Here is a 26,463-nt window from a genome sequence, read left to right on the forward strand (position 1 = left end):
AATTCGTCATCTTTCGTTTACAGCCAATACAGCCGCTAAAAAGGAAAAACACGGCTTGTCAGTAATGACAGCCGTCTTTTCCTCCACTTTACGCAGCCGTTAGCCGCGCAAAGCCTGATCCAAATCTGCTAGTAAATCTTCAATATGCTCAAGGCCTACCGAATAGCGTACGAGTCCATCTGTAATACCTCGTTCATGTCGTACTTCCTTCGGCATTGCTGCATGCGACATCATCGCTGGATACGATAGGATGCTCTCTACGCCGCCAAGGCTGACCGCTACAAGCGGGATCTTCACGCGGCCAAGCATCGCCTTCGCCCGTTCTCCGCTGCCCACGTCAAAGGATACCACCGCGCCATAGGCGGAGCATTGCTGCTCATGCACCTCACGGCCCGGATGATCCGTAAGGCCAGGATAATAAACCTTCGTCACTTCCGGATGTTCATTCAGCCACTCCGCCAGCTTGCGCGCGCTGCGCTCGCTATGCTCCATACGCGCTTGCAGCGTCTTAATGCCGCGCATAAGCAGCCAGCATTCATGGGCGCTCAGCACGGCGCCGAGTCCATTCTGCAGCTGATACAGCCTGCGTCCCAGCTCTTCATCCGCCGTGACAGCAAGACCAGCGAGCACGTCGCTGTGACCGCTCAGAAACTTGGTCGCGCTGTGCACAACAATGTCTACACCAAGCTCAAGTGGACGCTGATAATAAGGCGTCATAAACGTATTGTCCAAAATCGTCAGCAGATTATGCTCCTTCGCCCACGAAGCCACCTGCGAAATATTGGTGATTTTCAGCGTCGGGTTGGAAGGCGTCTCGATAAATACCGCCTTCGTATTCTCTTTATATGCAGCTTTAACGGCTTCAAAATCCGTCATATCAACGAACGTCGTCTCCATGCCAAGACGATTAAGCACCGTCGTCAGCAGGCGGTATGTACCTCCATACACATCCTCAGTCACAATAACATGGTCGCCCGCCGACAGCAGCAGGAACGTCGTTGAAATGGCCGCCATGCCGGATGCAAAGGCAAAGCCCCGCGTACCGCCCTCCAGCAGCGCGATTTGGTCCTCCAGCGCCTGCCTTGTCGGATTGCCGGAGCGGCTGTAATCGTAAGGCGGATTTTGAGACAAATCGCTTTGATGGAACGTAGATGCCTGAAAAACCGGCGTGCTGGATGCACCCGTCTGCTCATCAAAAGATCCTTCGAAATGAAGCAATTTCGTTGCAAAATGACGCTTGGCGTATTCCTCTTTGTTATGTCTGTCGCTCATGCTGCTATACCTCCCCAATCTCTTGCTTAGCTGCGGCAAGTGCCTGCTCCAAATCGGCAATCAGGTCATCCGCATGCTCAATGCCAACGGAGAAGCGAAGCAATTTATCATCAACGCCGACTGCACGGCGAATTTCTTCTGGAATATCAGCATGCGTCTGCACGGCCGGATAGGTCATCAGTGACTCAACGCCGCCCAAGCTTTCAGCGAAAGCAATCAACTGAATATGGCGCAGAATCGGTTCAATGTAGCGGGCATCCTTCACGCGGAAGGAGAAAATGCCGGTATTGCCCGACGATTGGCGGTTCTGCACAACATGCCCTGGATGATGCGGCAAGGCTGGATAATAAACCTCTTCAATAGAAGGATGCTCAAGCAAGTAGCCCGCAATTTTTGTTGCATTATACTCATGACGCTCCATCCGCAGCGCCAATGTTTTCATGCCGCGCATTAACAGCCATGAATCCTGCGGCCCAAGTACCGCTCCAATGGAGTTATGCAAAAACGCCATCTCCTGCGACAGCTCTTGTCCCTTCGTCACAATAAGGCCAGCGAGCACATCATTGTGACCGCCCAAATATTTAGTCGCACTGTGGACAACGACATCTGCCCCCAGCTCAATTGGACGCTGGAAAAACGGCGTCAGCAGTGTATTGTCTACAATCGTCAGCAGCCCTTTGGACTTCGCCCATGAAGCGACACTCTCGATGTCGGTAATCATCATTAGCGGATTGGTTGGCGTCTCGATCAGTACCGCCTTCGTATTCGGTGTACACAGCTCGCTCATCGCATCAATATCGTTCGTATCCACGTAGGACGCTGTAACCCCATATCTCGACATAATCCGCTCCAGCAGGCGATACGTGCCGCCATACAGATCAAGCGACACGATTAAATGGTCACCTTGGTGAAACAGGCCGAATACCGTTTGCAAAGCCGCCATGCCAGAGCTGCAGGCGAAGCCAGCATCGCCAGACTCAAGCTTGGCAGCCGCCTCTTCCAATACGGCGCGGGTAGGGCTTTTTGTACGAGCGTAGTCAAATCCTGTGCTTTGTCCGAGCTTCGGATGGCGGAAAGCCGTTGCCTGATAAACGGGGAAGCTTACGGCACCGGTTTCCGTATCCTTTTGCGAACCAATTTGCGCTAATTCACTTTCGATTTTCAACATGGGCTATTGCTCCTTCTATTATATAGTTAGATGTTTGCTCCCAAATCAAATGGCGTCTGCTGGTACACGTAATAGTTGAGCCAATTCGAGAATAGCAGATTAGCATGCGCCCTCCACGAGGAGTACGGCACTGCTTCCGGGTTATCACCCGGGAAATAGTTTTTCGGCAATGCAATGTCGAGCCCTTTCGCCTTGTCGCGGTCATACTCGTTTTTCAATGAGAATGGATCGTATTCCGAATGCCCGCTGACGAAAATTTGACGGCCATCCTTGGAAGCGACAATGTAAACGCCCGATTCGGCCGATTCCGACAAAATTTCCAGATGATCAACCTTCTCAATATCTTCGCGACGCACTTCCGTATGACGGGATTGCGGCACGAGGAACGCTTCATCGAAGCCGCGAAGCAGCTTGACGTTCTGCTTCTCAATCGTATGGTGGAACACGCCGAAAATTTTATCATCCAATTCATATTTGGGAACACCATAATGATGGTAAAGTCCTGCCTGCGAGGCCCAACATATATGGAAGGTCGAGGTGACGCGCCGTGCGCTCCAATCCATAATGTCCTTCAGTTCCTCCCAATAATTCACGTTCTCAAAATCCAGATGCTCTACAGGAGCACCTGTAATTATTAAGCCATCGTAAAATTCATGGGCAATTTCGTCAAACGTTTTGTAAAAAGCATGCAGATGCTCGTACGACGTATTTTTCGACGTATGCGTCTTCGGACGAAGCAGCACAACCTCCACCTGCAGCGGCGTGTTGCCGATCAAGCGAAGCAACTGGGTCTCCGTCGTTTCTTTCTCAGGCATTAAGTTCAAAATCGCGATACGCAGCGGACGAATGTCCTGATGATAAGCAACGCTTTCGTCCATGACGAAAATGTTCTCACTATTTAATATTTCTTTGGCTGGCAAATGATCGGGAACTTTAATTGGCATGCAGAATCACTCCTTTGATGAGATTATCAGCATTCCCAAATATAAAAAGACCCTTTCTGTCGAGAGAAAAGGTCGTTTGCTCAAAAAATAAGCGTTCGCCTCTCTCATCTCTCAGAAACATCGAAATGTCTCCGCAAGAATTAGCACCGTGCTTACGCCGGTTGCCGGGCTTCATCGGGCTAGTCCCTCCGCCTGCTCTTGATAAGAAAGTAGTTCTATTCAATTATGGAATTGCTGCTTATAAGCATACTTTAATGGATTCAGGCAGGCGCGTCAACCCTGTGGACTGCATATACTATCGAAGGCTGATCTTTCGGCATCATTTACGGTTTTTTCGCTTGAATGTAAAGCTGCTGCGGGAGTATACTAGACAAGGATTGAAACGCTAAGCGAAAAAACGGGTGTTTTTCATCCAAAAATTCACATGATAAAGGAGTGCATACGGACATGGAAGGCGACCGACCAAGGCCTGAACACAACCGAATATGGCGGCTGCCCAGCCACTGCGTATTGCGCCCTGTTTTTCTATAATTAACAGTGCTCTGTGCAAGCGGCGAAGGCGGCTTCCTGTCCATTTCAGAGAGGAGATGCACAGATGAAAATCCGTCTGGTCAACAACGGCTTGTTTACCCCTATTGAAGATATTGCTGATACACTCATTCCATCGCCGGAGGGCTTCTATTGGATTGATGCCGATGTGGAGGATTTGGCTGTATTGCAGCCGCTTTTCCACATGCATGACCTCGCGGTAGAGGATTGCCTTACCGAGGAGGAGCAGCGCCCTAAGATTGAAATTTATGAAAGCCATTATTTTATTGTTATTAACAGCATTCGCTTTGATGATGAGGAGATTTTCCTGCGCGCGCTGAACATTTTTCTCGGCCGCCATTATATTATTACCGTTACGAAGCAAAAAATTAATGAGCTGCGTTCCCTGAAGCCTGTCCTGTGGGAGCAGGAAGTCAGCCGCCCCGATTATTTTTTATACAATCTCGTCGATATTGTCGTCGATAACTACTTCCTCGTAGCCGATCGAATTGATACGCGGATCGAAACGCTTGAAGAAGATATATTAATGCATACGAAAAAATCGCATCTGAACGAAATAATCGGTTTACGCGGTGAAATTTTGTGGCTCAAGAAGGTGCTTGGCCCGCAGAAGGACGTTATCGCTACGCTGAACAAACGCGATCTCAAGCTGATTGATGATCAGCTGCAAAAATATTTCAGCGATATTTATGAAAATGCCGTCAAAATCGCCGAGACATTTGATACGTTCCGCGAGCTGATGGGCAACTTGCGAGAAGCTTACCAGTCCAGTTTATCGGCTCGCGCCAATGAAATTATGCGCGTGTTTACAGCAATGACGACGATATTCATGCCGCTGACCTTCATAACCGGTATTTATGGGATGAACTTCGACTTTATACCCGGCCTGCATATGCGAGGCGGTTCGTATATTTTGCTCGGCATTATGCTTGTGCTGGGCTTTGGGATGTTTTTTATTTTCCGCAAAAAGGAATGGTTGTGACCGTAGGGCACAACCAAATAAATGCTATTAAGACCTTGTCGTAGAAGCCTGATGGAAAAGATTCGTCGCTGCGCAAAAGGTTTGGATTCCGGTCGCTGTTGCCTCTGCATTTTTCTGAATGATACCGCGCTGCGGTAAAAATGCAGATGCAAAGGCGAACGCTGCGCTCCTCCATCTCAAACCTTTTACTCCGCTCGCCTTTTCCATCAGGCTTCTACTTTTTTTACGGCTTAAAAGCTTTTATTTGCTTTTGTGCCGGTTATTCAGAAAAACGATTTGGACTTAGGCTTCAGATTTAGCTTCAGATTTAGCCTCAGAGCCAGTTCCATCTTGGTCGTATAAGCTTAGGAAGCTGAAGTCGCAGAAGTAGAGACGTCAGGCGCTGTATATGTCGGCAGCAAAGACGTATTCACATAAAAATATCCCCCATATAGACCGAACAGCAGTATTGGAATGAGCAAAAATGCCTTTGTCGATTTGTTCTTCGACATCCTGATCCATAACAGCCTGTCTATACAGCCATATGCGAGAGCCGCAGCCATTCCGTATATGGCTAAGCCTGTATATGGGAACACAACTTCAATTAGCAAGCCAATCACCCCATGCAGCAGGGCAGAGGTTCTAACTTTTGTAGTCCCTGATCATTGGTTTGGCATTGGAAAGAAGAGCACCCTATCTACAAAAAAGCAAAATGCCCCGCCACTCTTTCCTAGTAACAGGAGAGCCGCCGGGCATTCTTTTTTCACCTTAGAAGGTTTCAGCACTTATGAGCTTCCTACACTGGATTCACAGCGTCATCCCCTGCCAGTGCCTCTGCTCTGCCCTTCGTCAAATTGACGAACATGAGCAGCACAATGCCGATGACGAATAATCCTATAAGCGAGAGGATAGCGATACGGGTAGAGCCTGAAACCGTCGCGACTACCGAAAACAGCAGCGGTCCTACAACGGAGGAAAACTTACTGGAAAGCGAGAGAAAGCCAAAAAATTCACCCGATCTGGACGGCGGCACCATACCCGAATAAATCGAGCGCGAAATCGCCTGGCTGCCTCCCTGCACGACGCCAACCATAATCGCGAGCAAATAAAAATGCAGCGATGACGTCATAAAATAACCTAAAATGACAATAACGACATAGAACCATAACGACACATATAACAGCCTTTTCGAACCAAAACGCGCTGCAAGTCTGCCGAATACAATCGTACATGGGAAACCGACAAACTGCGTAATGAGCAGCGCCGTAATCATATCATCCGTATTAATGCCGATTCCCTGGCCATATATGGTTGCCATCAAAACAACCGTATTAATGCCATCGTTGAAAAATAAAAACGAAGCCATATATTTCAGCAGCTCCGGATATCGCTTAACTGTTCGCAGCGTTCCGCGCAATCGCGTGAAGCCTTTGCCAAGGGCGGTGCCAAAGCCAACTTTAACATTTTTCACAGGCTCCTTCACCGAACGCAGCAGCGGCAGCGAGAACACAAACCACCAGATGCCTACCGTTATAAACACCATTTGGGTCGCAAAGGTTTTCGTAGGGAATCCGAGCAGCTCGAAATTTTGAATCATCAAAATATTAACGAGCAGCAGCAGCCCACCGCCTATATAGCCATAAGCGTAGCCCTGCGCGCTCACGACATCCCTGCGCTCCATCGGCACGCCATCCGCCAGCAGCGCATCATAGAAAGTGTTGCCTCCAGCAAAGCCCATCGTTCCTATAATAAGCAGGATAGAAGCCAGCAGCCAGTCCCCTTCACCAACAAACGCCATTGCGGCACAGGATGCGGCTCCCATAAGCATAAACATCGTCAGAAATTTGATTTTAGAGCCCATGTAATCGGCTACCGCTCCCAATATCGGCGACAGCACCGCTACGAACAGCATCGCAATGCTTTGAGTGTATCCCCAATAGGCTTCCGCCTTCGTCCCCGACAGATTAGACGCTGCCACACCCGAATAAAATATGGGCATCACAGTCGCCATCATCGTCGTCGCAAACGCCGAATTGGCCCAGTCGTACATAAGCCAGCCTCTTATTGCTTTCCTGTCCAGTCGTAACGCCTCCTCAAATAAGTACCTTCGTCCAACACACTTCGACAACACCACCCTATATCCTCTTTAAATAATACGTAAAGCTTCTACTGCTTTTTGCCGTCTTGCCTGATTTGCTTTATAATAGTAAGCAACGCTATCACGATGAAAGGCAATTGCGCCTGTAAGCCGATTTTTATAAGCGTGTAATCGCTTCACTAAACCTGGAGGGGGATTGTAGTGAATATTAGCCAACTTGAAACACTCCTCACCATTTCCAAAACGATGAGCTTCCGCAAGGCGGGTGAGCTGCTTAATTTGACCCAGCCTGCTGTATCCGCACAAGTCAAAACGCTTGAAGAGGAATTCAAGACGGTTCTGATTGACCGCAATCAGCCTGTGACCCTCACCGACCATGGACAAGTTTTTCTAGAGCATGCCGAGAAAATTTTGCTTATTGTCGAAGAGCTTAAGGCTAAGCTTTCAGACCTCAACACGACGCCTCAAGGCCATATTTTGCTAGGGACGACTTCTTCCATTGCGATTCAAATTTTGCCGCGGGTATTATCCTACTTTCAAGACCAGTTTCCGCTGATCAAAACAACGATTCATACGATGCCATCCTCGCAGGTGACCGCCAGCGTCGAAAATGGCACCATTGACATTGGTATTTCTTACTTATTCGAGAAAAATCCAAACCTGCACTCGTCCACTCTTTATTACGATACGTTTGAGCTTGTTGTATCTCCGGAGCATCCCCTGAGCGATTTGAAGCATACTACCGTAGAGGCACTCAAGGATATTCCTATGATCATGCTTGCACCTGACACACTGGGACGGCGCTTCGTAGACAAGATTTTTCGCCAGTACAATATTCAGCCGAATATTATGATGGAGCTTTCGAGCAGCGAAGAGGTGAAGCGCATGGTTGAAATTAATCTCGGCGCCGCTGTCGTCTCCAAGCTGTCCATTGCCGAGGAGCTGCGGCGGGGCTCGCTCAAGATGATTAAAGTGAATGAGCTTGAAATCAGCCATCCGGTCGGCGTCGTCTACAAGTCCGGCAGATATTTAAACACGGCGATGCAGCAGTTTTTAAGCGATCTCAAGGGCATGCCGGAGCATCAATTCATAAGCAGCGAATAAGCTGCCAGCGCATTTTCAACTCAAGGAGGAAACAGCAATGAAATTTGATCTGCACACCCACCACGAGCGTTGCGGCCACGCCGACGGAACGATTGAAGACTACATTACTGCCGCATTGGACGCAGGTTTGCAGGCCATTGGCATTTCTGATCATTCGCCTTATTTCGGCCATAAGGACGACCGCCCTTTTCCTGGCATCGCCATGGCCCAATCCGAATTTGACAACTACATAAAGGAAGTACTTGAGCTTAAGGCAAAATATGAGGGACGTATTGAGGTGCTGCTCGGTATGGAATCTGACTTTTTCCCTGAACGTCTTCCCGCTTATCGCGACGCCTATGAAGGCGTACCGTTCGACTACATTATCGGATCCGTCCATCAGGTAAGCGGAGTGAGCATTTTTAATCGCAATCGCTGGAAAGGGCTGACCGAGAAGCAGCAATTTGAGGAAAAGCGCCGTTATTATGACCTGATCAGCCAATCGGCACGCAGCGGCATGTTCAATGTGCTGGGGCATATTGATGCAATGAAAGGCTATTACCCTGCTTTCTCCGACATTAAAGCCGATGCCGAAATCGATGATACGCTTCGCATTATTGCGGAAAACGATGTGTCGATTGAAATTAATACCTCGGGCAGCACAAAATATGTAGGCGGCTGGTATCCATCCGATGACATTTTGGAGCGTGCCCATCATTTCGGCGTCAATGTGACCTTCGGCTCCGATGCCCACGTTCCAGCAAGGGTTGGCGACGATTGGGATCGCGTCAGCAAACGCCTTAAGGAAATTGGCTTTAAAAAATGGGTCTTCTACCGCCAGCGCAAGCAGATCATCGTACCGCTATAGGCCGTCTGCTTAATGAATCCCGTAAAATGATGCTGCTTTGATGATTATCAGCAGAGCAGTCTCTTTTTTATGTAGAATGCGCCAGCGGCAAGCTGCCTACGAACATCTGGACAAAAAAAGTGGACCTGCACCGAGTGCAGGTCCGAATTCGATATATTAAAAGGGGGTCTTGTTTATTATAATAACCGAGTATTGTAATAGGGGTATAACAGAATCATTTCATTTGTGTAACAAATTCAGCCTTACCGTAAACAATCAGGGAGTTGAACATCATGTGGCTAACCGTTGCCATCTCTAGCGCCATTTTATTCGGATTAGCCGGCTGGTGGATGAAAAGAAGCCAGATGAGCAGCGGCGCAACCTCAGCGCTGCTGCTTGGGCTTTACGCCTCAGGCACAGCTGGGTTTGGCATTCATGCCGCGTTTGAGGGCTCGCTCGCTTCGTTAGCCGATTACCGGATCTGGATTGCAGGTGCGATCATTGGAGCAGGCTCGGCCATCGGCAACGCGGTCTTTATGAAGGCGCTGGACTATGGTCCGGCAAGCCTGACCTCTCCACTGACGAATATGAACATCGTGCTTGTCGTTGCATTGGGCACACTTGTCTATAAGGAACCGCTCCAGCTCGCGCAAGCTAGCGGCATTTTACTGCTGCTGCTGTCCGTTGTGCTCATTTCTTATAAAAAACAGGTACAAGCCATCCCTGCCCAGACACAATGGTTTTACTACGCTTTCGCCGCCGTCATCTTCTTTACCTTTCGCAATGGCGGGCTGAAGGTAACGGAGGAATGGGGATTTTCCAGCGCGCCGATTTTATTCGTGGGCTATTTGCTGTCCTTTCTATGGTTCGCCTTGCTAAGCAAAGATAAAAAAGGCAGCACCCGCAAATCTGCCTATCGGACCGGCTTGCTTTACGGACTGCTCGCTGGCCTTTTCTCCTACGCTGGCCTCCAGCTTTATGCAACCGCGCTGGCGACAGGGCCCGCTAATCTAGCCGCGCCGATCTTTGCGACGAACAGCCTTGTGGTCGCTGCAGGCGCCATCCTGATTTACAAGGAAAAACTAAATGCCGCCCAGTGGGCGGCATTCGCATGCATGATGATTGGGCTTGTTGTCATCCGCTTATAGCGGCTGGCAGCAGGCTTTTTTTAAATAGAGGAAAGTTTATGATTTCGCCATCCTTTCTCTATATTTCTCGGTCTGAAACGCGCTACGCCGCCAAAAGACGGCTTTCGGCCGTTTCACCTTGCGATACAAAACCTCTAATTCCCTTATTTAAGCAAAGCGTCGATTGACAGCTCTCCTGCACCGGTCAAAGCAATACCGACAAATACAGCAAGCAGCACCAGATTATATTCGTAGCCGTTCTGCGTCGACCACAGGCCGTTAGCGCCATGTACCTTCACGATCGCCATAATCATTGGGATGATTAACAGCACCGCGCCAAGCCATGTCCACAAGCCTGCAGCAAACAGCAAGCCGCCTACCACTTCGCTTAGCCCTGCTGCCAGTGCCATCAGTACACCCGGTTTAACACCAATTGAATCCAGCCAGCCTCCCGTGCCCTTCAATCCGTAACCACCGAACCAGCCAAACAGCTTCTGCGCCCCATGACCAACCATCAACAAACCCAATACTACCCGAATAATCAATAATCCTGTGTCCAACATTTTAACCTCACCCTTCGTCTTTTGTTTGGTTTCGCAGCTGCATCACTTGCTCGCTGCGTTTCATGAACCTATCTTAATATATAAACTAACTTTTGTAAAGTAAATATTTAAAATAAAGTTAAATGTCGATATGGTGTTTATATGCACTTACTTTTCCAAAGTAGATATGTTATAATGGGTTAAGAAGAAACGGGGTGATCAGGTTGGATTATTCAACAATGTGCCCAAAGTATGAAGCAGCGGCCGAAATTTTAGGCAAGAAATGGACCGGTCTCATCATTCGGGTGCTACTAGCTGGACCAAAGAGGTTCAAGGAGATCAAGGAGCAAATTCCGGATATGAGCGACAAGATGCTTACCGACCGGATGAAGGAACTTGAACAACTTTCCATTATTAAACGAACGGTGTATCCAGAGATGCCTGTTCGCATTGAATACGAATTAAGTGACAAAGGCCATCATTTAGAGCCTGTCATTGAATCGATTCAAAAGTGGGGCGAAGAGTGGCTGTAACAAGCCAGCTTTAAGAGCTATTAGTAGGAAATGCATAAACAGAGCAAAAAAGAACCGTGAGAGCGGTTCTTTTTTGCTCTGTTTATATTGTATTCACGGCTGAACATTGACAAGCGGCATAATCTCTTTTATTATTGATACTGATTATCATTATTATACAAGGTGAAACGGCTGTCTCCGTCCTTTGGCGGTGCGGCGCGTTTCAGTCCGAGAAATATAGAAAAGGATCGCAAAATCATATTCTTTCCTATATTTTAAGAAAAAAGAAAAAAGCCTTCCACCGCTCAGGTGGAAGACCTTATAGTTAAAATCCAAGCCATTTTTTGAACAGATGCTTCGTTGTATCTTTGTTGATTGCCGCAATCGACGTCGTAAGCGGAATGCCTTTCGGACAAGAACGAACACAGTTTTGCGAGTTGCCGCAGCCCTCGATGCCGCCATCCTCCATCAATGCTTCCAGACGCTCTTCCTTGTTCATTTCTCCCGTAGGATGAACGTTGAACAAGCGAACCTGAGAAATGGCCGCTGGGCCAACAAAGCTATTGCGATCGTTAACGTTCGGGCAAGCTTCAAGACATACGCCGCATGTCATGCACTTGGACAGCTCGTAAGCCCATTGGCGCTTCGATTCTGCCAGGCGCGGGCCAGGACCAAGATCATAAGTGCCATCGATCGGAATCCATGCCTTAACGCGTTTGAGGGCGTTAAACATGCGCTCGCGATTGATAACAAGGTCACGGACGACCGGGAAAGTGCGCATCGGCTCCAGACGTACCGGCTGCTCCAACTGATCGATCAGTGCGCTGCACGCTTGGCGCGGCTTGCCATTAATGACCATGGAGCAGGCACCGCAAACTTCTTCCAAGCAGTTGGATTCCCAGCATACTGGAGCTGTATTGCCGCCATCTGCCATCGTCGGATTACGCTGAATTTCCATAAGTCCGCTGATAACGTTCATATTCGGGCGATACGGTATTTCAAATTCCTCTTTGTAAGACGCAGACTCCGGTCCATCCTGACGGGTAATGATGAATTTAACGGTTTTTGTAGCAGTAGTCGTATCAGCCATCTTTATTCTCCTTTCTTCTTGTTCGCTGTGTAGTCGCGTTTACGCGGTGTAATAAGGGAAACATCGATGTCCTCGTACGAAATTTGCGGACCTTCCTTCGTCCAAGTCGCAATCGTTGACTTCATGAACTTCTCGTCATTGCGCTCTGTGAAATCCGGCTTGTAATGCGCGCCGCGGCTTTCGTCACGGAGCAGGGCACCGAGGGTCATAGCTTCGGACAGCTCGATCATGTTCCACAGCTGACGAGTGAAGGCAACGCTAGAGTTATTCCACTTCATCGAGTCATTGATGTTGATATTGTTATAACGCTGCTTAAGCTCTTTGATTTTGCTGATCGTTGCTTCGAGCTTGTCATTGAAACGAACAACCGTCATATTGTTGGTCATCCATTCGCCAAGCTCCTTGTGCAGAACGTAAGCATTTTCTGTACCGTTCATGGCAAGAATGCTTTCGTATTTATCCGTTTGGCGTTTTTGCTCACGGTCGAATACGGAGGAAGCCACGTCAGCGGAAGCTTTTTTCATGCCTTTAATGTACTCTACCGCTTTCGGTCCTGCGACCATACCGCCATAAATCGCCGACAGCAGCGAGTTCGCACCGAGACGGTTCGCACCATGGTATTGATACTCGCATTCGCCTGCTGCAAACAAACCAGGAATGTTCGTCATTTGGTTGTAATCCACCCACATGCCGCCCATCGAATAGTGAACTGCAGGGAAAATTTTCATTGGCAGCTTCCGTGGATCATCGCCCATGAATTTCTCATAAATTTCGATGATGCCGCCGAGCTTAACATCAAGCTCCTTCGGATCTTTATGGGAAAGATCAAGGTAAACCATGTTTTCGCCATTGATGCCGAGCTTCTGATCGACACAGACGCTGAAAATTTCACGGGTCGCAATATCACGCGGTACAAGATTGCCGTATGCCGGATATTTTTCCTCAAGGAAGTACCAAGGCTTGCCGTCTTTGTAAGTCCATACGCGTCCGCCTTCGCCACGAGCCGATTCGGACATCAAGCGCAGCTTGTCATCGCCCGGAATCGCGGTTGGGTGAATTTGAATAAATTCGCCGTTCGCATAATTAACGCCTTGCTGATACACCGCACTTGCTGCTGTACCTGTATTAATAACCGAGTTCGTTGTTTTGCCGAAAATAATGCCAGGGCCGCCCGATGCCAATATAACCGCATCGCCTATGAACGTTTTCACTTCCATCGAACGCAAATCCTGTGCAGATACCCCGCGGCAAATGCCTTCATCATCCAGAACGGCGCCAAGGAACTCCCAGTGCTCGTATTTCGTTACGAGGCCGGCTGCTTCCCAGCGGCGAACTTGCTCATCCAAAGCGTATAACAATTGCTGTCCTGTTGTAGCACCTGCAAATGCTGTACGGTGATACTGTGTGCCTCCGAAACGGCGGAAATCGAGCAAGCCCTCCGGCGTACGGCTGAACATAACGCCCATCCGGTCCATTAAGTGGATAATGCCTGGTGCTGCTTCACACATGGCTTTAACAGGAGGCTGGTTAGCGAGGAAGTCTCCCCCGTATACCGTATCGTCAAAATGCTCCCAAGGCGAGTCGCCTTCACCCTTTGTATTTACCGCTCCATTAATGCCGCCCTGTGCGCAGACGGAATGGGAACGCTTCACCGGCACGATCGAGAACAGATCAACGTGCATGCCAGCTTCTGCTGCTTTTATCGTAGCCATAAGACCGGCAAGGCCGCCGCCTACGACGATTATTTTATTGTTAGCCATCACGCTTCACTCCTTGTCTTCAAACTATCCGATATTATTCCAAGCCAATGCAAGATCGGCTGCTTCCTTGAATTCGTCGCCGCGGAAGGCAACTAGCGAAAGAATAAACAATGCCGCTACGACTACAAAAACACCCATGCATATGATGGATGAAATCCGTTGTGCACGAGGCCCAACTGTGATGCCCCAGCTGATCAAAAATGCCCAAAGCCCATTAGCAAAGTGGAACGTAGCTGCCAGTACTCCGACCACATAAAATACAAAATAAAGCGGGTTAGTCGCAATATTGTGCATCGTGGAGCCTAGCTCTTCATGTGTGATATGGCCCATGTACACCTGAAACCGAGTTTGGTATACGTGCCAGAACACAAAGATAAACGTAATAACACCCGTTATACGCTGCGCTGTAAACGCCCAGTTGCGGCCGTACTTGAAGCGCCCCAGGTTGCTGTCCGATTGATAGGCTACATATAAGCCGTACACGCCATGGAAAAGCAGCGGGAGATATATACCGAAAATTTCAGCAATCGGCAGCAATGGCAAGCTGTTAATGAGCTTTACTCCGCTGCTGAACCCCTCTGCCCCCCTCTCGAACGATTGATAGTTCGTAAGCGCATGCACAACGATAAACATTCCGAGCGGAATGATACCAAGCAGCGAGTGAAGCTTACGGGAAAAATAGGAATTTCCTTTCATGCCTTTGTGTCTCCTTTCCAGACTGTGGTTACGCTTTCCTCAAAATGCTTGTCTACAAATCAATCTACATTTTACTCTTCGGTTCTTTCTCCGTCAACAAAAGTTGACACAGTTTAGTCACACTTCCCATCGTACTCCTTTTCAGCTTATAATGGAATTGCTTATTTTTTATAATTTGTTATAACATTTTGACATAAGCAGACAGGAGCTGGCTATATTGATTGAAGAAATGCATATGTTTGCCGCCATCGTCGAGCAGTCCAGCATGAACAAGGCTGCGGCGCTGCTCAATTTGTCCCAGCCTGCCCTATCCCGTAAAATTGTCAAGCTAGAGCAGGATATCGGCACGCAGCTGTTCCGGCGGATCGGCAAGCGGCTGGAGCTGACGCCTATCGGCCAGATGACCTATGAATACGCACTGGAGCTTCGGCAACTGCACCGGCGGTACCTGCAGAAGGTTGCCGATTATGAGTCGGCAGGGCGAACCTCCATTACGATTGGCGCGAGCCTGACGACGCTGCAAACGACACTGCCCGATTTTATTAAAGCGCTCAATAGCAGCCATCCTGAATTCGATATAAAGGCGGTCACGGGCAAAACCCATGAGATCGTTACTTATGTAAGGGAAGGAAAAGCGGATATCGGCATTGTCGCCTCGCGTATTGAAGACGCCCAGTTGCACTGCGTCCCGCTGTTTGAGGATCATCTGCTGCTCGTTCTGCCGAAAAGCATGGTTGTGACCGATAAAGGCATGCTCGGCATTCAAGACCTCAACGGCTTGCCGATTCTGCTATTCTCCAAAGGAACCTGGTACCGCATGCTGACCGACGAGCTGTTTGCCAAATACAATCTCCAGCCGGATGTGCGCATGGAGATCGACTCCTTCGAGGCCATCGTCCGGCTTCAGCACACGTGCCGAGCAGCGACACTGCTGCCCCAATCGTATGTGCGCGAACAGCTGCTGGCTGACAACGACCTCACCGTCATTCCGATCAGAGAGCTGGCGGAGACGAAGCGCACGACCTCGCTCATTCACGCCGACCCGGCAGCGCTGCATCCAGCGGTCCGTCTGTGGATCGAGGAGCTTGCCGCGCGCTCGAAGTCTTGAGCAGCAGAGTAGCAAGAAGACAGCAGCGCCGATGCGAATAGCCGCATGCGCTGCTGTCTTTATTGTCACCTTGTTGCTGCCTCTTCAAACTGCTCAATCTGCTCATTCGTCCCGATAACGACCATGACATCACGCTCGTACAGCACATCGGTTGCCGTCGGGGCAATAATAATGCCATTCGGCTTATTAATCGCTACTATGCTGCACCCGAAGCGGGCACGCAGGTCGAGATCGCTGAGTGTCTTGCCATGCATTTTTCCCGTGACGACAAGCTCGGCAATTGTATAATCCTTGGACAGCTCGATGTAATCAAGCAGATTCGGCGATACCAGCTGATGTGCGACACGAATGCCCATATCCCGCTCTGGATAAATAACGCGATCCACGCCGATTTTTTCCAGCACTCGTCCATGCAGTTCGTCCATCGCTTTTGCCACCACTGTCTTAACGCCTAAGTCCTTGAGCAAAATCGTCGTCAAAATGCTCGCTTGAATATCATCGCCAATCGCTACAACGCCAACGTCAAAATTTCGCACGCCAATCGAGCGCAGCGTCTCCTCGTCCGTGCAGTCGGCCGAAACCGTATAAGTGAGCACATCGCTCATCTCCTGCACGACCTCCTCATCCTTATCAACGCCTAATACCTCGTAGCCTAGCTGAATCAACTCTCTGCCAAGGCTTGAGCCGAAACGCCCAAGCCCCACTATGACGAACTGGTTCTTTTTCATATGAATCCGTGTTTCCCCTATCCAATTGTAATTTTGCCTTCTGGATACCGATAAAGCTCCTTGCTAACTTTCGGATTAAGCGCGTAAGCTAGCGTCAGTGGGCCTAGACGCCCAGCGAACATCGTAATGGAAATGATGATTTTCCCAAAATCGCTCAGCTCTGGCGTTATGCCCATCGACAGTCCTACCGTCCCGAAGGCGGAAGTTGCTTCAAACAAAATTTTAATAAACTGCTGATCCTCCGTTGCGGATAACAGCATCGTAACGACTACGACAAGCGACAGCGACAGCATCGTAATCGTAAGCGCCTTGAGTACCCGCTCCTTGCCGAGGCGAAAGCGGAACAGTACAATGTCTTCTTTCCCCCGAAACATCGCGACAACGGCCCCTATGAGCGTCATAAACGTCGTCGTCTTGATCCCCCCCCCAGTCGAGCCGGGAGATGCGCCAATAAACATTAATATAATGGTGAAAAATAAAGTCGCCTGCCGTAAATCGGCATAGTTCAGCGTATTAGCCCCCGCCGTCCTCGGCGAGACGGACTGAAAGAAGGAAGAAAGAATTTTCCCGCCCCAGTCCAGCGAGCCAAGCGTCCTCATATTCGAAAACTCAAATATGAAAATAACGACCGCTCCGACTGCGATGAGCGATCCTGTCATAACCAGCACCACTTTGCTGTGCAGCGACAGCCCCTTGCGGCGGCGGAATTCCAGCAAATCCGAGATGACGATAAAACCGAGACCCCCGGATATAATAAGCAGCATGGCAGTCAAGTTCACAATCGGATCATCCACATACAGCGTCAAGCTGCGGTAGTCGCCAAAAATATCAAAGCCTGCATTGTTAAACAGCGATACGGCATGAAACACACCGAAATACAGCGCCTTGCCAAACGGCATGTCGTAAGCGAAGCGCAGTGTGAATAGCAGCGTACCGACGAGCTCAAAGGACAAGGAGTATACAATGACCTTGCGGATGAGCCGAATAATGCCCTCCATGCTCCCCTGATTCATGGCTTCTTGCAAAATGAGCCGCTCGCGCAGCGATATGCGCTTTTTCAGCACAAGCGCGAACAGCGTGCCCATCGTCATAAAGCCGAGCCCACCGATCTGAATCAGCAGCATAATAATAACCTGTCCAGCGACCGAGAAATAGGTACCGGAATCCACGACCACAAGCCCCGTCACGCTAGTTGCCGAGGTAGCTGTAAAAAAAGCATCCAGAAATCGCAGCCCGCTGCCGTCGGCCGAGGCAAAAGGCAGGGATAGCAGCAGAGCCCCCAGCATAATAATAATCGCAAAGCCCACGACCAATATGCGTGGCGGGGACCATTTAAGTAAGGAAAAAAACGAAATGTTCATTACATCCACCTTAATAATGCCTATTATTCTGTTCAAGTATCACCTTGCAGCTTCCAATTACAGATGACTTAACGATTATAAGCTTAAAGCACACCGGGTATAAAACAGCCTTTTGCAATAAAAACAGCTGATTTCATTCAAAAACAGCCCTGCAAGAGAGACAGCCTCCCGATAGCTTGCCAGATATCGTTATTTCTCTGTTTTATGAATGCAGGCAACGTTGACAAGCCGCCTAAAGGTTGACCAAGCTGTTAGATTGGCGATGATATGGTTTAATATGGTATGTTAAGAGCACTATGCTATATTTTTTGATTAAACTGAAATTGAGGTGAGTTATGATTGAATTTATTGCTCCACGCGAGTGGAAGAAATTTGTATGGGCCGCTGTCATTGGCGCTGTCGTTTTTATATTTTTGCAAATCATGCCCATGCTTGGCGGCCCAGATTCGGGCACATCGGAATCACAGGGCAACGTTATTGGCAATGAGGCAGCTCTGCAAAAAGCAACGGAATTTGCCGAGAAGCAGTTCGGCGTTAACGTTACGGACGCTCACGCTGTTTATCAAACCGATAGCGATGAAACCGGCTATTTGATGAAGGAAAAGCTGTACGAGGATTATGCGTCCAAATATATGCAGCAATTTCCGCTCGACACCTATCAAACCCAAGTTACGCTTGACAATGGCAGCACCGCGTTCGTCTATCTCCACATGCAAAGCGGCAGCGTTGTCGCATGGAATCTTATTGGAGCAGGCTCGGGCGTGAACACCATTAAGGAGCAGAAGCAGCTTCTCGATGCAGCGGCCAGCTTTGCGACTACGCAGGGCTTTCAAGCCAAGGATTTGAACGATGCTACCGTTAACTCCCTTGGACAGGTCGTCATTCATCCAACAGGGTATGCAGCAGGCAGTTCTCAGCTTGAGCTGCGATTTGGCTTCAGTCAGAATGGCGACAAAACCATTATTTCGACTTATAAGCCCGCGTTTGTTCCACCCTCAGACTATGTCGCCATTGTTGAGCAGCAAAAAAATACGGCCGACGTCTTATCGTTGATTAGCCTCACCTACATGACTTTCATCACGCTGGTGCTTGCTATTATTTATGCGATATTATACCGCCGTCATACGACATTCAAACGCGGCATTGTCATTAGCCTTATTTTCACCGTTTTTTATATTATTAACAATCTAGGCATTATGGACGGCATCATTGCCCAGCAGGGCGAACAAGTGATGAGCGATGGCCAGGTGAGCTTCATGGCATGGTTTACTGCGCTTCTGCTGATTCCGGTTGGCGCGGCCGTCTATTTCTCCTTCGTCGCCGGAGACGGCATGTGGCGCTCGTGGAAACGTCCGGTATGGCCAGGCTTCCGGGAAAAAAACTACGGCGAGCATGTATGGCGCAGCATGGGACTCGGTTATTTGATTGCCCTGATTTTGCTGGGCGTGCAATCGGTCATTTTTCTGGTGCTCGAATCGGCAATCGGCAGTTGGAGCACCAGCGATGCGACCCAGTCTCCCTATAACATCAAATGGCTGTGGCTCATGCCGATGCTGGCTTGGTGCGCAGCGATTTCCGAGGAAGCCATTTACCGGTTTTTCGGCATTGCCTTGTTCCGCAGATGGTTCAAAAATATTTATGTCGCTGCCTTGATCCCGACTATATTGTGGGCGCTCGGGCATGTCGCCTATCCGATCTTCCCATTCTACACCAGGCTCATTGAACTCATTATTATTGGGATGATCTTCAGCTACATTTTTCTGCGCTACAGCCTCATTACCGCCATATTTGTTCATGCGATATTTGATTCGCTCTTAATGGGCTTCTCGCTCATATCTGTTGGCGGCGCTTTAAATATCGGGGCAGCGATTTTTTACGCTGTTCTGCCCGTTCCCATTGCCTATATCATAAGGATATGGCATAGAAAAAAAGGAGGAAGGCCGCCGCAGCTTACGGCGACGCCTCCTCCCCCAGTGCCGCAATAATTTGTGCGGCAAGCTTATCTCCTATTGAAAGAGGCCGGAAATCTTCCACCGTGGCCTCTTTTATTTTTTTGATGGAGCCAAAATGCTTCAGCAGCAGCTTGCGCCGCTTCTCGCCTATGCCCGGAATGGCATCGAGCTGTGAGACGACCATCGACTTGCCGCGCTGCTCGCGGTGGAACGTAATCGCGAAGCGGTGAACCTCGTCTTGTATGCGCTGCAGCAAATAAAACTCTTGGCTGTCACGCGGCAGCGGAATAATTTCGGCGGGATCGCCGGTCATGAGCTGGGCCGTCCGGTGCTTGGCATCCTTGACGAGGCCGCATACCGGAATAAACAGGTTCAGCTCATTTTGCAGCACATCAATCGCTGCGGAAATTTGCCCCTTGCCGCCATCGACGACAATGAGATCCGGCGCTACCAGCTGATCCTTCAGCACCCGCTCATAGCGTCTGCGTATGACCTCACGCATCGTCTCGTAATCATCTGGCCCAACAACTGTTTTGACCTTGTATTTGCGGTATTCCTTGCGGTCCGGCTTGCCGTCAATGAATACGACCATTGCCGATACCGGGTTCGTCCCTTGAATATTTGAGTTGTCAAACGCCTCAATTCGGGTCGCCTGCGGCAAGCCGAGCCATTCGGCAAGCCCTGCTGCCGCCTTGACGCTGCGCTCCTCATCCCGCTCAATGAGCCGGAACTTGTCGGCAAGCGTAACCTTGGCGTTCTCCGTCGCCATCGAGACGACCTCGCTCTTGCGTCCGCGCTGCGGCAGCAGCACCTTGACCTTCAGCCAGTGGTGCAGCGCAGCTGCGGCCTCCTCAGCAACGGACAGCTCCTTCTCTTTGGGCTGCTGAGCTTCCTCTTGCGTATCCTCATCAACTACAATGACTAAGCTCGCTGCATCAACCATATCCCTTGCTGCCTCATTTGCGCTTGACGCCGCCTCCTGTTCAAGATAGGCTGCGGCCGTCTCCTGCGTTCCTACTGCTGGCTTGCCCGCAGCCAAAGCAAGCTCTGTTTGCTCCGGCGCAAGTGGCAGCAAGATCTGCTTCGGCAGCGCAGGGTTTTCACTATAATATTGGGTTACAAAGGTCATAAAATCATCGTATTCTTCGCCATAATAAGGGAAGGTCGTGCCATGGCGCTCGATAAGCTTGCCTTGGCGCATATATAGGATCTGGACGCACATCCAGCCCTTCTCGACGGCATAGCCGAAAATATCGCGGTCTAAGGCGTCCGACATCGTAATTTTCTGCTTCTCCATCACCGCATCAATGGCAATAATCTGATCGCGGTATTCCTTCGCCCGCTCAAACTCCAGCTGCTCGGCGGAAGCCTCCATCTTACGCTGCAAATCCGTCCGCACCACATCATGGCCGCCATTCAGGAAACGGGTAATTTCCTGAACCATCGCCTCATAGGTGCCGGGTTCAATCTCATATTCACAAGGCGCAATGCATTGCCCCATGTGATAATACAGGCATACCTTGTCGGGCAGCGTCTTGCATTTGCGCATCGGATACAGCCGGTCCAGCAGCTTCTTCGTCTGCTGGGCTGCATAAGCATTCGGATAAGGGCCGAAGTATTTCCCCTTATCCTTGGCCATCCTGCGGGTTACCTCGAGTTTTGGATGCTGCTCATGCGTAATTTTTATATAAGGAAAGGATTTGTCATCCTTCAGCAAAACGTTATAGCGCGGGTGATATTGCTTAATGAGATTACACTCGAGAATGAGCGCCTCCATGTTGCTCTTCGTCAATATAAAATCAAAATCACGGATTTCCGCAACGAGGCGCTGCGTCTTCCCATTATGAGAGCCATTGAAATACGAGCGGACGCGATTTTTTAAAATTTTGGCTTTGCCGACATAAATGATTGTGCCTTCGCCATTCTTCATCAAATAGCAGCCGGGCTGGTCCGGAAGCAGCGCCAGCTTGTGACGAATAAGCTCCGCCGCTTCAGCCGGGCTGACCGCCTGTTTCTCCTCATGCTGATTCATTTCCAAACCTCCCTCACGGACATCTGTTCCCATGCCTTATTGTAACATAGATTAGGGCCGGCAGCAGAGTCCTTCCGTTTACAATAGTTGCCGTGTTTTGCTTTACAATTATTCAGATAGTTGGGTATACTATTGGTAGCTAAATCGTTTTCAAGGGAGGACGCTTGTTATGGAGAACGTTAGAGACCCGCGCGAGCATTATAACGAAGAACCGCGCCACGACTTGATGGATGTAGTGTTCGGCTTTGGCGGCATGCTTGGTCTAATGACTGTCATGTTTGCTGCAGCTGTAATCGTGAAATTTATCATATCGTAAACAAATAGCAAGCCCTGCATTAAAAGAAAGAACCTTCGATTCCGCTTTTGGCGGATGATTCGAAGGTTCTTTTTCTTTCTTTATACTGCCTGTTTGTCATTATAATATGCGATTGCTAACGCTCCATTAAGCTAATGGGCAGATTAACTTAAGAGGGATATACGAAAATTACTGTACATTGTCAGGTTTTTATTATCGTCCGTTTTCTGTAGACTATAGGTACGTTGAATGAGGTTTACTACCTTAAAGGAGAGATCAGACTTTGGAAATGAGGAATGAAAAGGGAGAAGTATTAGGAATTTTGAATGTCGCTTCACTTCAAGCGGAGAGCACTATTGATATCGTTATTCGCGAGTTAAAGCCTGGTTTGGGAAAAGGAATATACCTTGCGGATGATAAAAAAATCAGTCAGCAAACAAATTACGCACCAGTGAATTGGTTGGATGGTCTCGACGAATTAAAGGCAAAAGCGTCATCATGGGAGCCCGTATTCCCTGCTAATGCAGAAGTGAAGGGGATTCAGGTTTACTATGGATTTGACAATTTGACTCAGGAAGAAATCGATGAAATGGCTATTGAGAGTGCAAACACCGGAAAAGACGTTGTGCGAGATCTTAAACCAAATGATACGTTCGTTGGTGTAAGTCTGTTATATCGTAAAGAAGAAACCTCATTTCAATTCCGGATTTTTGGAACCACAAAGAGTCGAATTCATGTGCCTGATGTAGATAAACACACTATTGAGTACTTAACAATTCGTTCTAATGAAGCAGTTTACGTTGGAGATAATGAAATACAGCAGTTGATTTGGGCGGAAATGGGACCGACTATGGGTAAGGCATTGCAGTATGAGGTATTGGCCGAGCGTAGCAACCGTGATTGGCTAATTTCGATTACCGAGACTTTAAGCTAATGGGTAACATTAGTTCAATAAAACAGCGACCGTCCAGGACTTTGTTTTCTCGTCCTTGGCTGTCGCTGTTTCAATTTGCAGGGTCAGTCTAAAACACTATTTTATGCTGACAACTGCCTCTACAAAATTTAGGCCGTTTGGTGCTTGCTGCTATTGCTATTATTATGGCTATTGCTGCCCGATTGCTGCTTGATGCTTGGGGATTCCTGCTGCTTGCTGGAGGGCTGATCGTAGCGCGTCCGCTCTGTCCGGTCAATCTGAACGATTCTGCCGTCATGCACCGTAATATTCACACTTCCATATTGCAGCCCGCCCACCTGATCCGCAATTCGCTTAAGCCACTGCTGATCGATTTCCAAAGGTTTTGCCATTGTCTTCTCCTCCTTTTTTTAATACTAAAAATACAGCCGTTTCACCTTATCGCAAGCGTCAGACGATTTGGGCAGAAGCCCGTTTGTTCATTTGCCATTCCATAAGCGACTTGACGATAAGCGTTACGAACGCCAGCATAACGAGCAGCGATGCAACGGCGAATGAAGCTGAAAATTGGTATTCGTTATACAAAATCTCAATATGCAGCGGCAGCGTATTGGTCTGTCCGCGAATGTGGCCCGATACGACCGAGACAGCTCCAAACTCACCCATCGCTCGCGCATTACACAATATAATGCCGTACAGCAGGCCCCACTTAATGTTCGGATAGGTGACCCGCCAGAAAATTTGCCAGCCCTTCGCGCCAAGGCTTGCCGCCGCTTCCTCTTCTGTGACTCCCTGCGCCTGCATGAGCGGTATGAGCTCACGGGCAATGAATGGCACCGTGACAAATACAGTTGCCAGCACGATGCCCGGCAGGGCGAAGACGAGCTGAATGCCATGGGAATCGAGCCAGGGGCCGAAGAAGCCTTGTGCGCCAAACATTAGAATATAGATAAGTCCAGATATGACCGGAGATACGGCAAACGGCAAATCAATGAGCGTAATTAAAAACTGCTTGCCGCGAAAACGGAACTTGCTGATCGCCCATGCAGCGGATATGCCGAACAGCGTATTCAGCGGCACGGCGATAACGGCTACGAGCAACGTCAGTCTTAGTGCCGATAATGCATCGGGATCGGTGATCGCGGCGCGGTAAACATCAAAGCCCTTCTTAAACGCTTCAACAAAGACTGAGACGAGCGGCAGCAGCACGACCAGCGCGAGGAAAATGAGCGCTACCGTTATGAGCACGATACGCACCAGTGCCGGTTCATTAATATGCTTAGGCCGCTTGGAGGCCTCGCTCGATAAATGCGTTGTAATTGCTCCAGCCATCCTGCTTAGCCTCCTTCTACGACGCGGCGGTTAATCCGCCACTGCATGAAATTAATGAACAGCAGCAGCAGGAACGAGACGACGAGCATCACGAGTGCGATTGCGGTAGCCCCTGCGTAATCAAACTGCTCCAGCTTCGTCATAATAAGAAGCGGGGCGATTTCCGTTTTCATCGGCATATTGCCAGAGATGAATACGACGGAGCCGTATTCGCCAATGCCGCGAGCAAACGCCAGGGCGAACCCCGTAAGCAGAGCCGGCATCAGCTCAGGCAATATTACTTTCCAAAAGGTACGCATCCGGTAGGCGCCAAGCATAACTGCGGCCTCTTCTATTTCTTTATTGAGGTCCTGCAGCACTGGCTGCACCGTACGGACAACGAAGGGAATGCCAATAAAGATAAGGGCGATCGTAATGCCGAGCGGCGTATAGGCCACCTTGAGCCCAATCGGCTGCAGCAGCTTGCCCATCCAGCCATTTGGCGCATATATCGCCGTCAGTGCAATCCCCGCCACCGCTGTCGGTAGCGCGAATGGTAGATCGACGAGACTGTCGATAAATTTTTTGCCCGGAAAACGGTAGCGTACCAGCACCCACGCAATGAGCAGGCCGAACACCATATTGACGGCTGCGGCACTGAAAGCGGTGAAGAAGCTGATCCGGTAAGAAGCCAGAACCCTTGGATTCGTTACCGTGCTCCAAAATTCTGCAAAGCTGAGCCCTGTCGTCTTAATGAATACGCTGGCTAGCGGGATTAGAACGATCAAGCTCAAATACACAATTGCAAATCCCATTGATAGGCCGAAGCCCGGCAAAACGTTTCGCGCTTTGCCGCCTCTGCTCCTTCCTTTGCTCCTACTGGAACCTTTCATGTGAAGTCAGCTCCATTCCACATTTTGCTATACCTAGCGATCATTACGAGCCTGGCGTGTAAATTTTTTCGAATATGCCGCCGGAATTAAAATGCTTCTCCTGCGCCACTTTCCAGCCGCCAAAATCTCCGTCGATCGTCAGCAGATCCAGCTTTTTGAATGTATCAGCATATTTCGCAGCAATCGTCTCATTAATCGGACGGTAGTAATTTTTAGCTGCAATCTCTTGGCCCTCATCCGAATATAAATACTCCAGATAAGCCTTAGCTACCTCAGTGCTTTTATTAGCCTGGGCATTTTTATCAACGACCGCTACAGGCGGCTCCGCCAAAATGCTGACCGATGGATAGACGATTTCGAATTGATCGGGTCCAAGCTCCTTAATGGATAGGAAAGCTTCATTTTCCCAAGCCAGCAGCACATCGCCAATTCCTTTTTCTACAAAGGTCGTTGTTGCTCCGCGCGCACCTGTGTCGAGCACGGGTACATGCTTGAACAGCTGTGTGATGAACTCCTGCGCCTTCGCTTCGTCATTGTTATTCTGCTTGAGCGCATAGCCCCATGCCGCCAAATAGTTCCAACGAGCTCCACCCGACGTTTGCGGGTTCGGCGTAATGACCTCCACACCATCTTTAATCAAATCATTCCAGTCTTTAATACCCTTCGGGTTGCCTTTGCGTACTAGGAACACGATTGTTGACGTATACGGCGAGCTGTTGTGCTCGAATTTGGACTGCCAGTCTGCACTCAGCAGGCCCGGCTCTACCAATGAATCAATATCGTAGCCAAGCGCCAGTGTGACGACATCTGCTTTCAGACCGTCAATGACTGCGCGTGCTTGCTTGCCTGATCCGCCATGGGACTGGCTGATCGTCACGTCCTGGCCGGTTTTATTTTTCCAATAGGTTGTAAATGCTTTATTATACTCCTCGTACAGCTCACGAGTCGGGTCATACGATACATTTAGCAGCTTGACTGGATCTGCTGGCTTCTCTCCTGCGGCACTCGCTTCTGTTGATGCAGCTGGCGACTCTCCCGCTCCTGTTCCCTGGTTGCCTCCATTTGCTCCGCATGCGGACAAGATGAGCACCAATACAAGCAATAATGAAACTGACCATTTCCCCTTTAACATAAATCCTCACACCCCTGATTTTTTCTTTTTTTTCTCCTGCAGTCCTGGATACATGAGTAATGTTTTGCCGCCGGTGATCCGGTAGATAA

Annotated in this window: 25 protein-coding genes and 1 riboswitch; of the genes, 9 read left to right on the top strand and 16 right to left on the bottom strand. The window is 49.3% G+C overall.

Annotation, left to right across the window (positions count from 1 at the left end; translation table 11 throughout):
- Positions 1–99: 99 nt before the first annotated feature.
- The 3 genes from AC50YG_RS20350 to metA are packed head-to-tail and all read right to left on the bottom strand — an operon-like array spanning position 100 to position 3,384.
- The gene (locus AC50YG_RS20350) at positions 100–1,272 is read right to left on the bottom strand and encodes a trans-sulfuration enzyme family protein (RefSeq protein WP_494829100.1); all 1,173 of its coding nucleotides are present in this window, start codon (positions 1,270–1,272) and stop codon (positions 100–102) included.
- Positions 1,273–1,276: 4 nt separating this feature from the next.
- The gene (locus AC50YG_RS20355; RefSeq protein ID WP_494829102.1) at positions 1,277–2,440 is read right to left on the bottom strand and encodes an aminotransferase class I/II-fold pyridoxal phosphate-dependent enzyme; all 1,164 of its coding nucleotides are present in this window, start codon (positions 2,438–2,440) and stop codon (positions 1,277–1,279) included.
- A 26-nt stretch (positions 2,441–2,466) separates the two neighbouring features.
- Complete coding sequence (metA, locus tag AC50YG_RS20360; protein WP_473762127.1) at positions 2,467–3,384, bottom strand: homoserine O-acetyltransferase MetA; 918 nt, start codon at positions 3,382–3,384, stop codon at positions 2,467–2,469.
- A 101-nt stretch (positions 3,385–3,485) separates the two neighbouring features.
- Positions 3,486–3,592, bottom strand: a riboswitch (SAM riboswitch).
- A 387-nt stretch (positions 3,593–3,979) separates the two neighbouring features.
- Between metA and corA the strand changes: the two genes are divergently transcribed.
- Positions 3,980–4,915: a magnesium/cobalt transporter CorA gene (gene corA, locus AC50YG_RS20365; RefSeq protein WP_494829104.1), complete on the top strand. Its 936-nt coding sequence runs from the start codon at positions 3,980–3,982 to the stop codon at positions 4,913–4,915.
- Positions 4,916–5,690: 775 nt separating this feature from the next.
- Here the strand turns inward: corA and AC50YG_RS20370 are convergent.
- Both AC50YG_RS20370 and AC50YG_RS20375 read right to left on the bottom strand, forming a co-directional pair.
- Entirely contained in the window at positions 5,691–6,944 is a 1,254-nt protein-coding gene (locus AC50YG_RS20370; RefSeq protein ID WP_494829106.1) for an MFS transporter, read from the bottom strand.
- A gap of 96 nt (positions 6,945–7,040) precedes the next feature.
- On the bottom strand, positions 7,041–7,208 hold the full coding sequence (locus tag AC50YG_RS20375; RefSeq protein ID WP_494829108.1) for a hypothetical protein: 168 nt from the start codon (positions 7,206–7,208) through the stop codon (positions 7,041–7,043).
- On the opposite strand from AC50YG_RS20375, the gene AC50YG_RS20380 reads away from it, so the two are divergent.
- From AC50YG_RS20380 to AC50YG_RS20390, 3 genes are all read left to right on the top strand, one after another.
- Entirely contained in the window at positions 7,194–8,096 is a 903-nt protein-coding gene (locus AC50YG_RS20380; protein ID WP_099516592.1) for a LysR family transcriptional regulator, read from the top strand. The genes AC50YG_RS20375 and AC50YG_RS20380 overlap by 15 nt on opposite strands.
- Positions 8,097–8,133: 37 nt before the next feature.
- Positions 8,134–8,943, top strand: a complete 810-nt coding sequence (locus AC50YG_RS20385; protein ID WP_494829111.1) for a histidinol-phosphatase — start codon at positions 8,134–8,136, stop codon at positions 8,941–8,943.
- A 272-nt stretch (positions 8,944–9,215) separates the two neighbouring features.
- Positions 9,216–10,070 carry an EamA family transporter gene (locus AC50YG_RS20390; protein ID WP_494829113.1) on the top strand — a complete coding sequence of 285 codons (855 nt, stop codon included), beginning with the start codon at positions 9,216–9,218 and terminating at the stop codon, positions 10,068–10,070.
- A gap of 143 nt (positions 10,071–10,213) precedes the next feature.
- Here the strand turns inward: AC50YG_RS20390 and AC50YG_RS20395 are convergent, their stop codons facing one another.
- On the bottom strand, positions 10,214–10,612 hold the full coding sequence (locus tag AC50YG_RS20395) for a DoxX family protein (protein WP_494829115.1): 399 nt from the start codon (positions 10,610–10,612) through the stop codon (positions 10,214–10,216).
- 203 nt (positions 10,613–10,815) lie between these two features.
- Here AC50YG_RS20395 and AC50YG_RS20400 point away from each other — a divergent pair, with 203 nt between their 5' ends.
- Positions 10,816–11,124: a winged helix-turn-helix transcriptional regulator gene (locus AC50YG_RS20400; RefSeq protein ID WP_056040108.1), complete on the top strand. Its 309-nt coding sequence runs from the start codon at positions 10,816–10,818 to the stop codon at positions 11,122–11,124.
- 304 nt (positions 11,125–11,428) lie between these two features.
- Here AC50YG_RS20400 and sdhB read toward each other — a convergent pair whose 3' ends face one another.
- Genes sdhB through AC50YG_RS20415 form a run of 3 tightly spaced genes read right to left on the bottom strand, consistent with a single transcriptional unit; the run spans position 11,429 to position 14,649 of the window.
- Positions 11,429–12,193: a succinate dehydrogenase iron-sulfur subunit gene (gene sdhB / locus AC50YG_RS20405; protein WP_341281578.1), complete on the bottom strand. Its 765-nt coding sequence runs from the start codon at positions 12,191–12,193 to the stop codon at positions 11,429–11,431.
- 2 nt (positions 12,194–12,195) lie between these two features.
- On the bottom strand, positions 12,196–13,953 hold the full coding sequence (gene sdhA / locus AC50YG_RS20410) for a succinate dehydrogenase flavoprotein subunit (protein ID WP_341281577.1): 1,758 nt from the start codon (positions 13,951–13,953) through the stop codon (positions 12,196–12,198).
- A gap of 24 nt (positions 13,954–13,977) precedes the next feature.
- Positions 13,978–14,649 (bottom strand): succinate dehydrogenase cytochrome b558 subunit, encoded by a 672-nt coding sequence (locus AC50YG_RS20415; RefSeq protein ID WP_473762143.1) that lies wholly within the window; start codon positions 14,647–14,649, stop codon positions 13,978–13,980.
- 217 nt (positions 14,650–14,866) lie between these two features.
- Between AC50YG_RS20415 and AC50YG_RS20420 the strand changes: the two genes are divergently transcribed.
- A complete protein-coding gene (locus AC50YG_RS20420; protein ID WP_494829119.1) occupies positions 14,867–15,757 on the top strand; it encodes a LysR family transcriptional regulator in 891 nt (296 codons plus the stop codon).
- A 65-nt stretch (positions 15,758–15,822) separates the two neighbouring features.
- Here AC50YG_RS20420 and AC50YG_RS20425 read toward each other — a convergent pair whose 3' ends face one another.
- Complete coding sequence (locus tag AC50YG_RS20425; RefSeq protein ID WP_341281574.1) at positions 15,823–16,485, bottom strand: potassium channel family protein; 663 nt, start codon at positions 16,483–16,485, stop codon at positions 15,823–15,825.
- A 17-nt stretch (positions 16,486–16,502) separates the two neighbouring features.
- A complete protein-coding gene (locus AC50YG_RS20430; RefSeq protein WP_341281573.1) occupies positions 16,503–17,846 on the bottom strand; it encodes a TrkH family potassium uptake protein in 1,344 nt (447 codons plus the stop codon).
- Between the two features lie 335 nt (positions 17,847–18,181).
- Here AC50YG_RS20430 and AC50YG_RS20435 point away from each other — a divergent pair, with 335 nt between their 5' ends.
- Positions 18,182–19,831: a CPBP family intramembrane glutamic endopeptidase gene (locus AC50YG_RS20435; RefSeq protein ID WP_494829122.1), complete on the top strand. Its 1,650-nt coding sequence runs from the start codon at positions 18,182–18,184 to the stop codon at positions 19,829–19,831.
- Here the strand turns inward: AC50YG_RS20435 and uvrC are convergent.
- Positions 19,797–21,830 carry an excinuclease ABC subunit UvrC gene (uvrC, locus tag AC50YG_RS20440; protein ID WP_494829124.1) on the bottom strand — a complete coding sequence of 678 codons (2,034 nt, stop codon included), beginning with the start codon at positions 21,828–21,830 and terminating at the stop codon, positions 19,797–19,799. The two genes, AC50YG_RS20435 and uvrC, sit on opposite strands and share 35 nt — an antisense overlap.
- Before the next feature lie 169 nt (positions 21,831–21,999).
- Here uvrC and AC50YG_RS20445 point away from each other — a divergent pair, with 169 nt between their 5' ends.
- Positions 22,000–22,146 (top strand): YqzM family protein, encoded by a 147-nt coding sequence (locus tag AC50YG_RS20445; protein ID WP_099516602.1) that lies wholly within the window; start codon positions 22,000–22,002, stop codon positions 22,144–22,146.
- Between the two features lie 262 nt (positions 22,147–22,408).
- Positions 22,409–23,059 (top strand): hypothetical protein, encoded by a 651-nt coding sequence (locus AC50YG_RS20450; protein ID WP_494829130.1) that lies wholly within the window; start codon positions 22,409–22,411, stop codon positions 23,057–23,059.
- Positions 23,060–23,187: 128 nt separating this feature from the next.
- Here AC50YG_RS20450 and AC50YG_RS20455 read toward each other — a convergent pair whose 3' ends face one another.
- Genes AC50YG_RS20455 through AC50YG_RS20470 form a run of 4 tightly spaced genes read right to left on the bottom strand, consistent with a single transcriptional unit; the run spans position 23,188 to position 26,374 of the window.
- Entirely contained in the window at positions 23,188–23,430 is a 243-nt protein-coding gene (locus AC50YG_RS20455; RefSeq protein ID WP_494829133.1) for a YezD family protein, read from the bottom strand.
- Positions 23,431–23,488: 58 nt separating this feature from the next.
- A complete protein-coding gene (cysW, locus tag AC50YG_RS20460) occupies positions 23,489–24,370 on the bottom strand; it encodes a sulfate ABC transporter permease subunit CysW (RefSeq protein WP_473762156.1) in 882 nt (293 codons plus the stop codon).
- A 5-nt stretch (positions 24,371–24,375) separates the two neighbouring features.
- On the bottom strand, positions 24,376–25,242 hold the full coding sequence (gene cysT, locus AC50YG_RS20465) for a sulfate ABC transporter permease subunit CysT (RefSeq protein WP_494829136.1): 867 nt from the start codon (positions 25,240–25,242) through the stop codon (positions 24,376–24,378).
- Positions 25,243–25,285: 43 nt separating this feature from the next.
- On the bottom strand, positions 25,286–26,374 hold the full coding sequence (locus AC50YG_RS20470) for a sulfate ABC transporter substrate-binding protein (protein WP_494829141.1): 1,089 nt from the start codon (positions 26,372–26,374) through the stop codon (positions 25,286–25,288).
- Positions 26,375–26,463: the final 89 nt, after the last annotated feature.

It is taken from the genome of Paenibacillus sp. J31R34 (genome assembly GCF_059383715.1).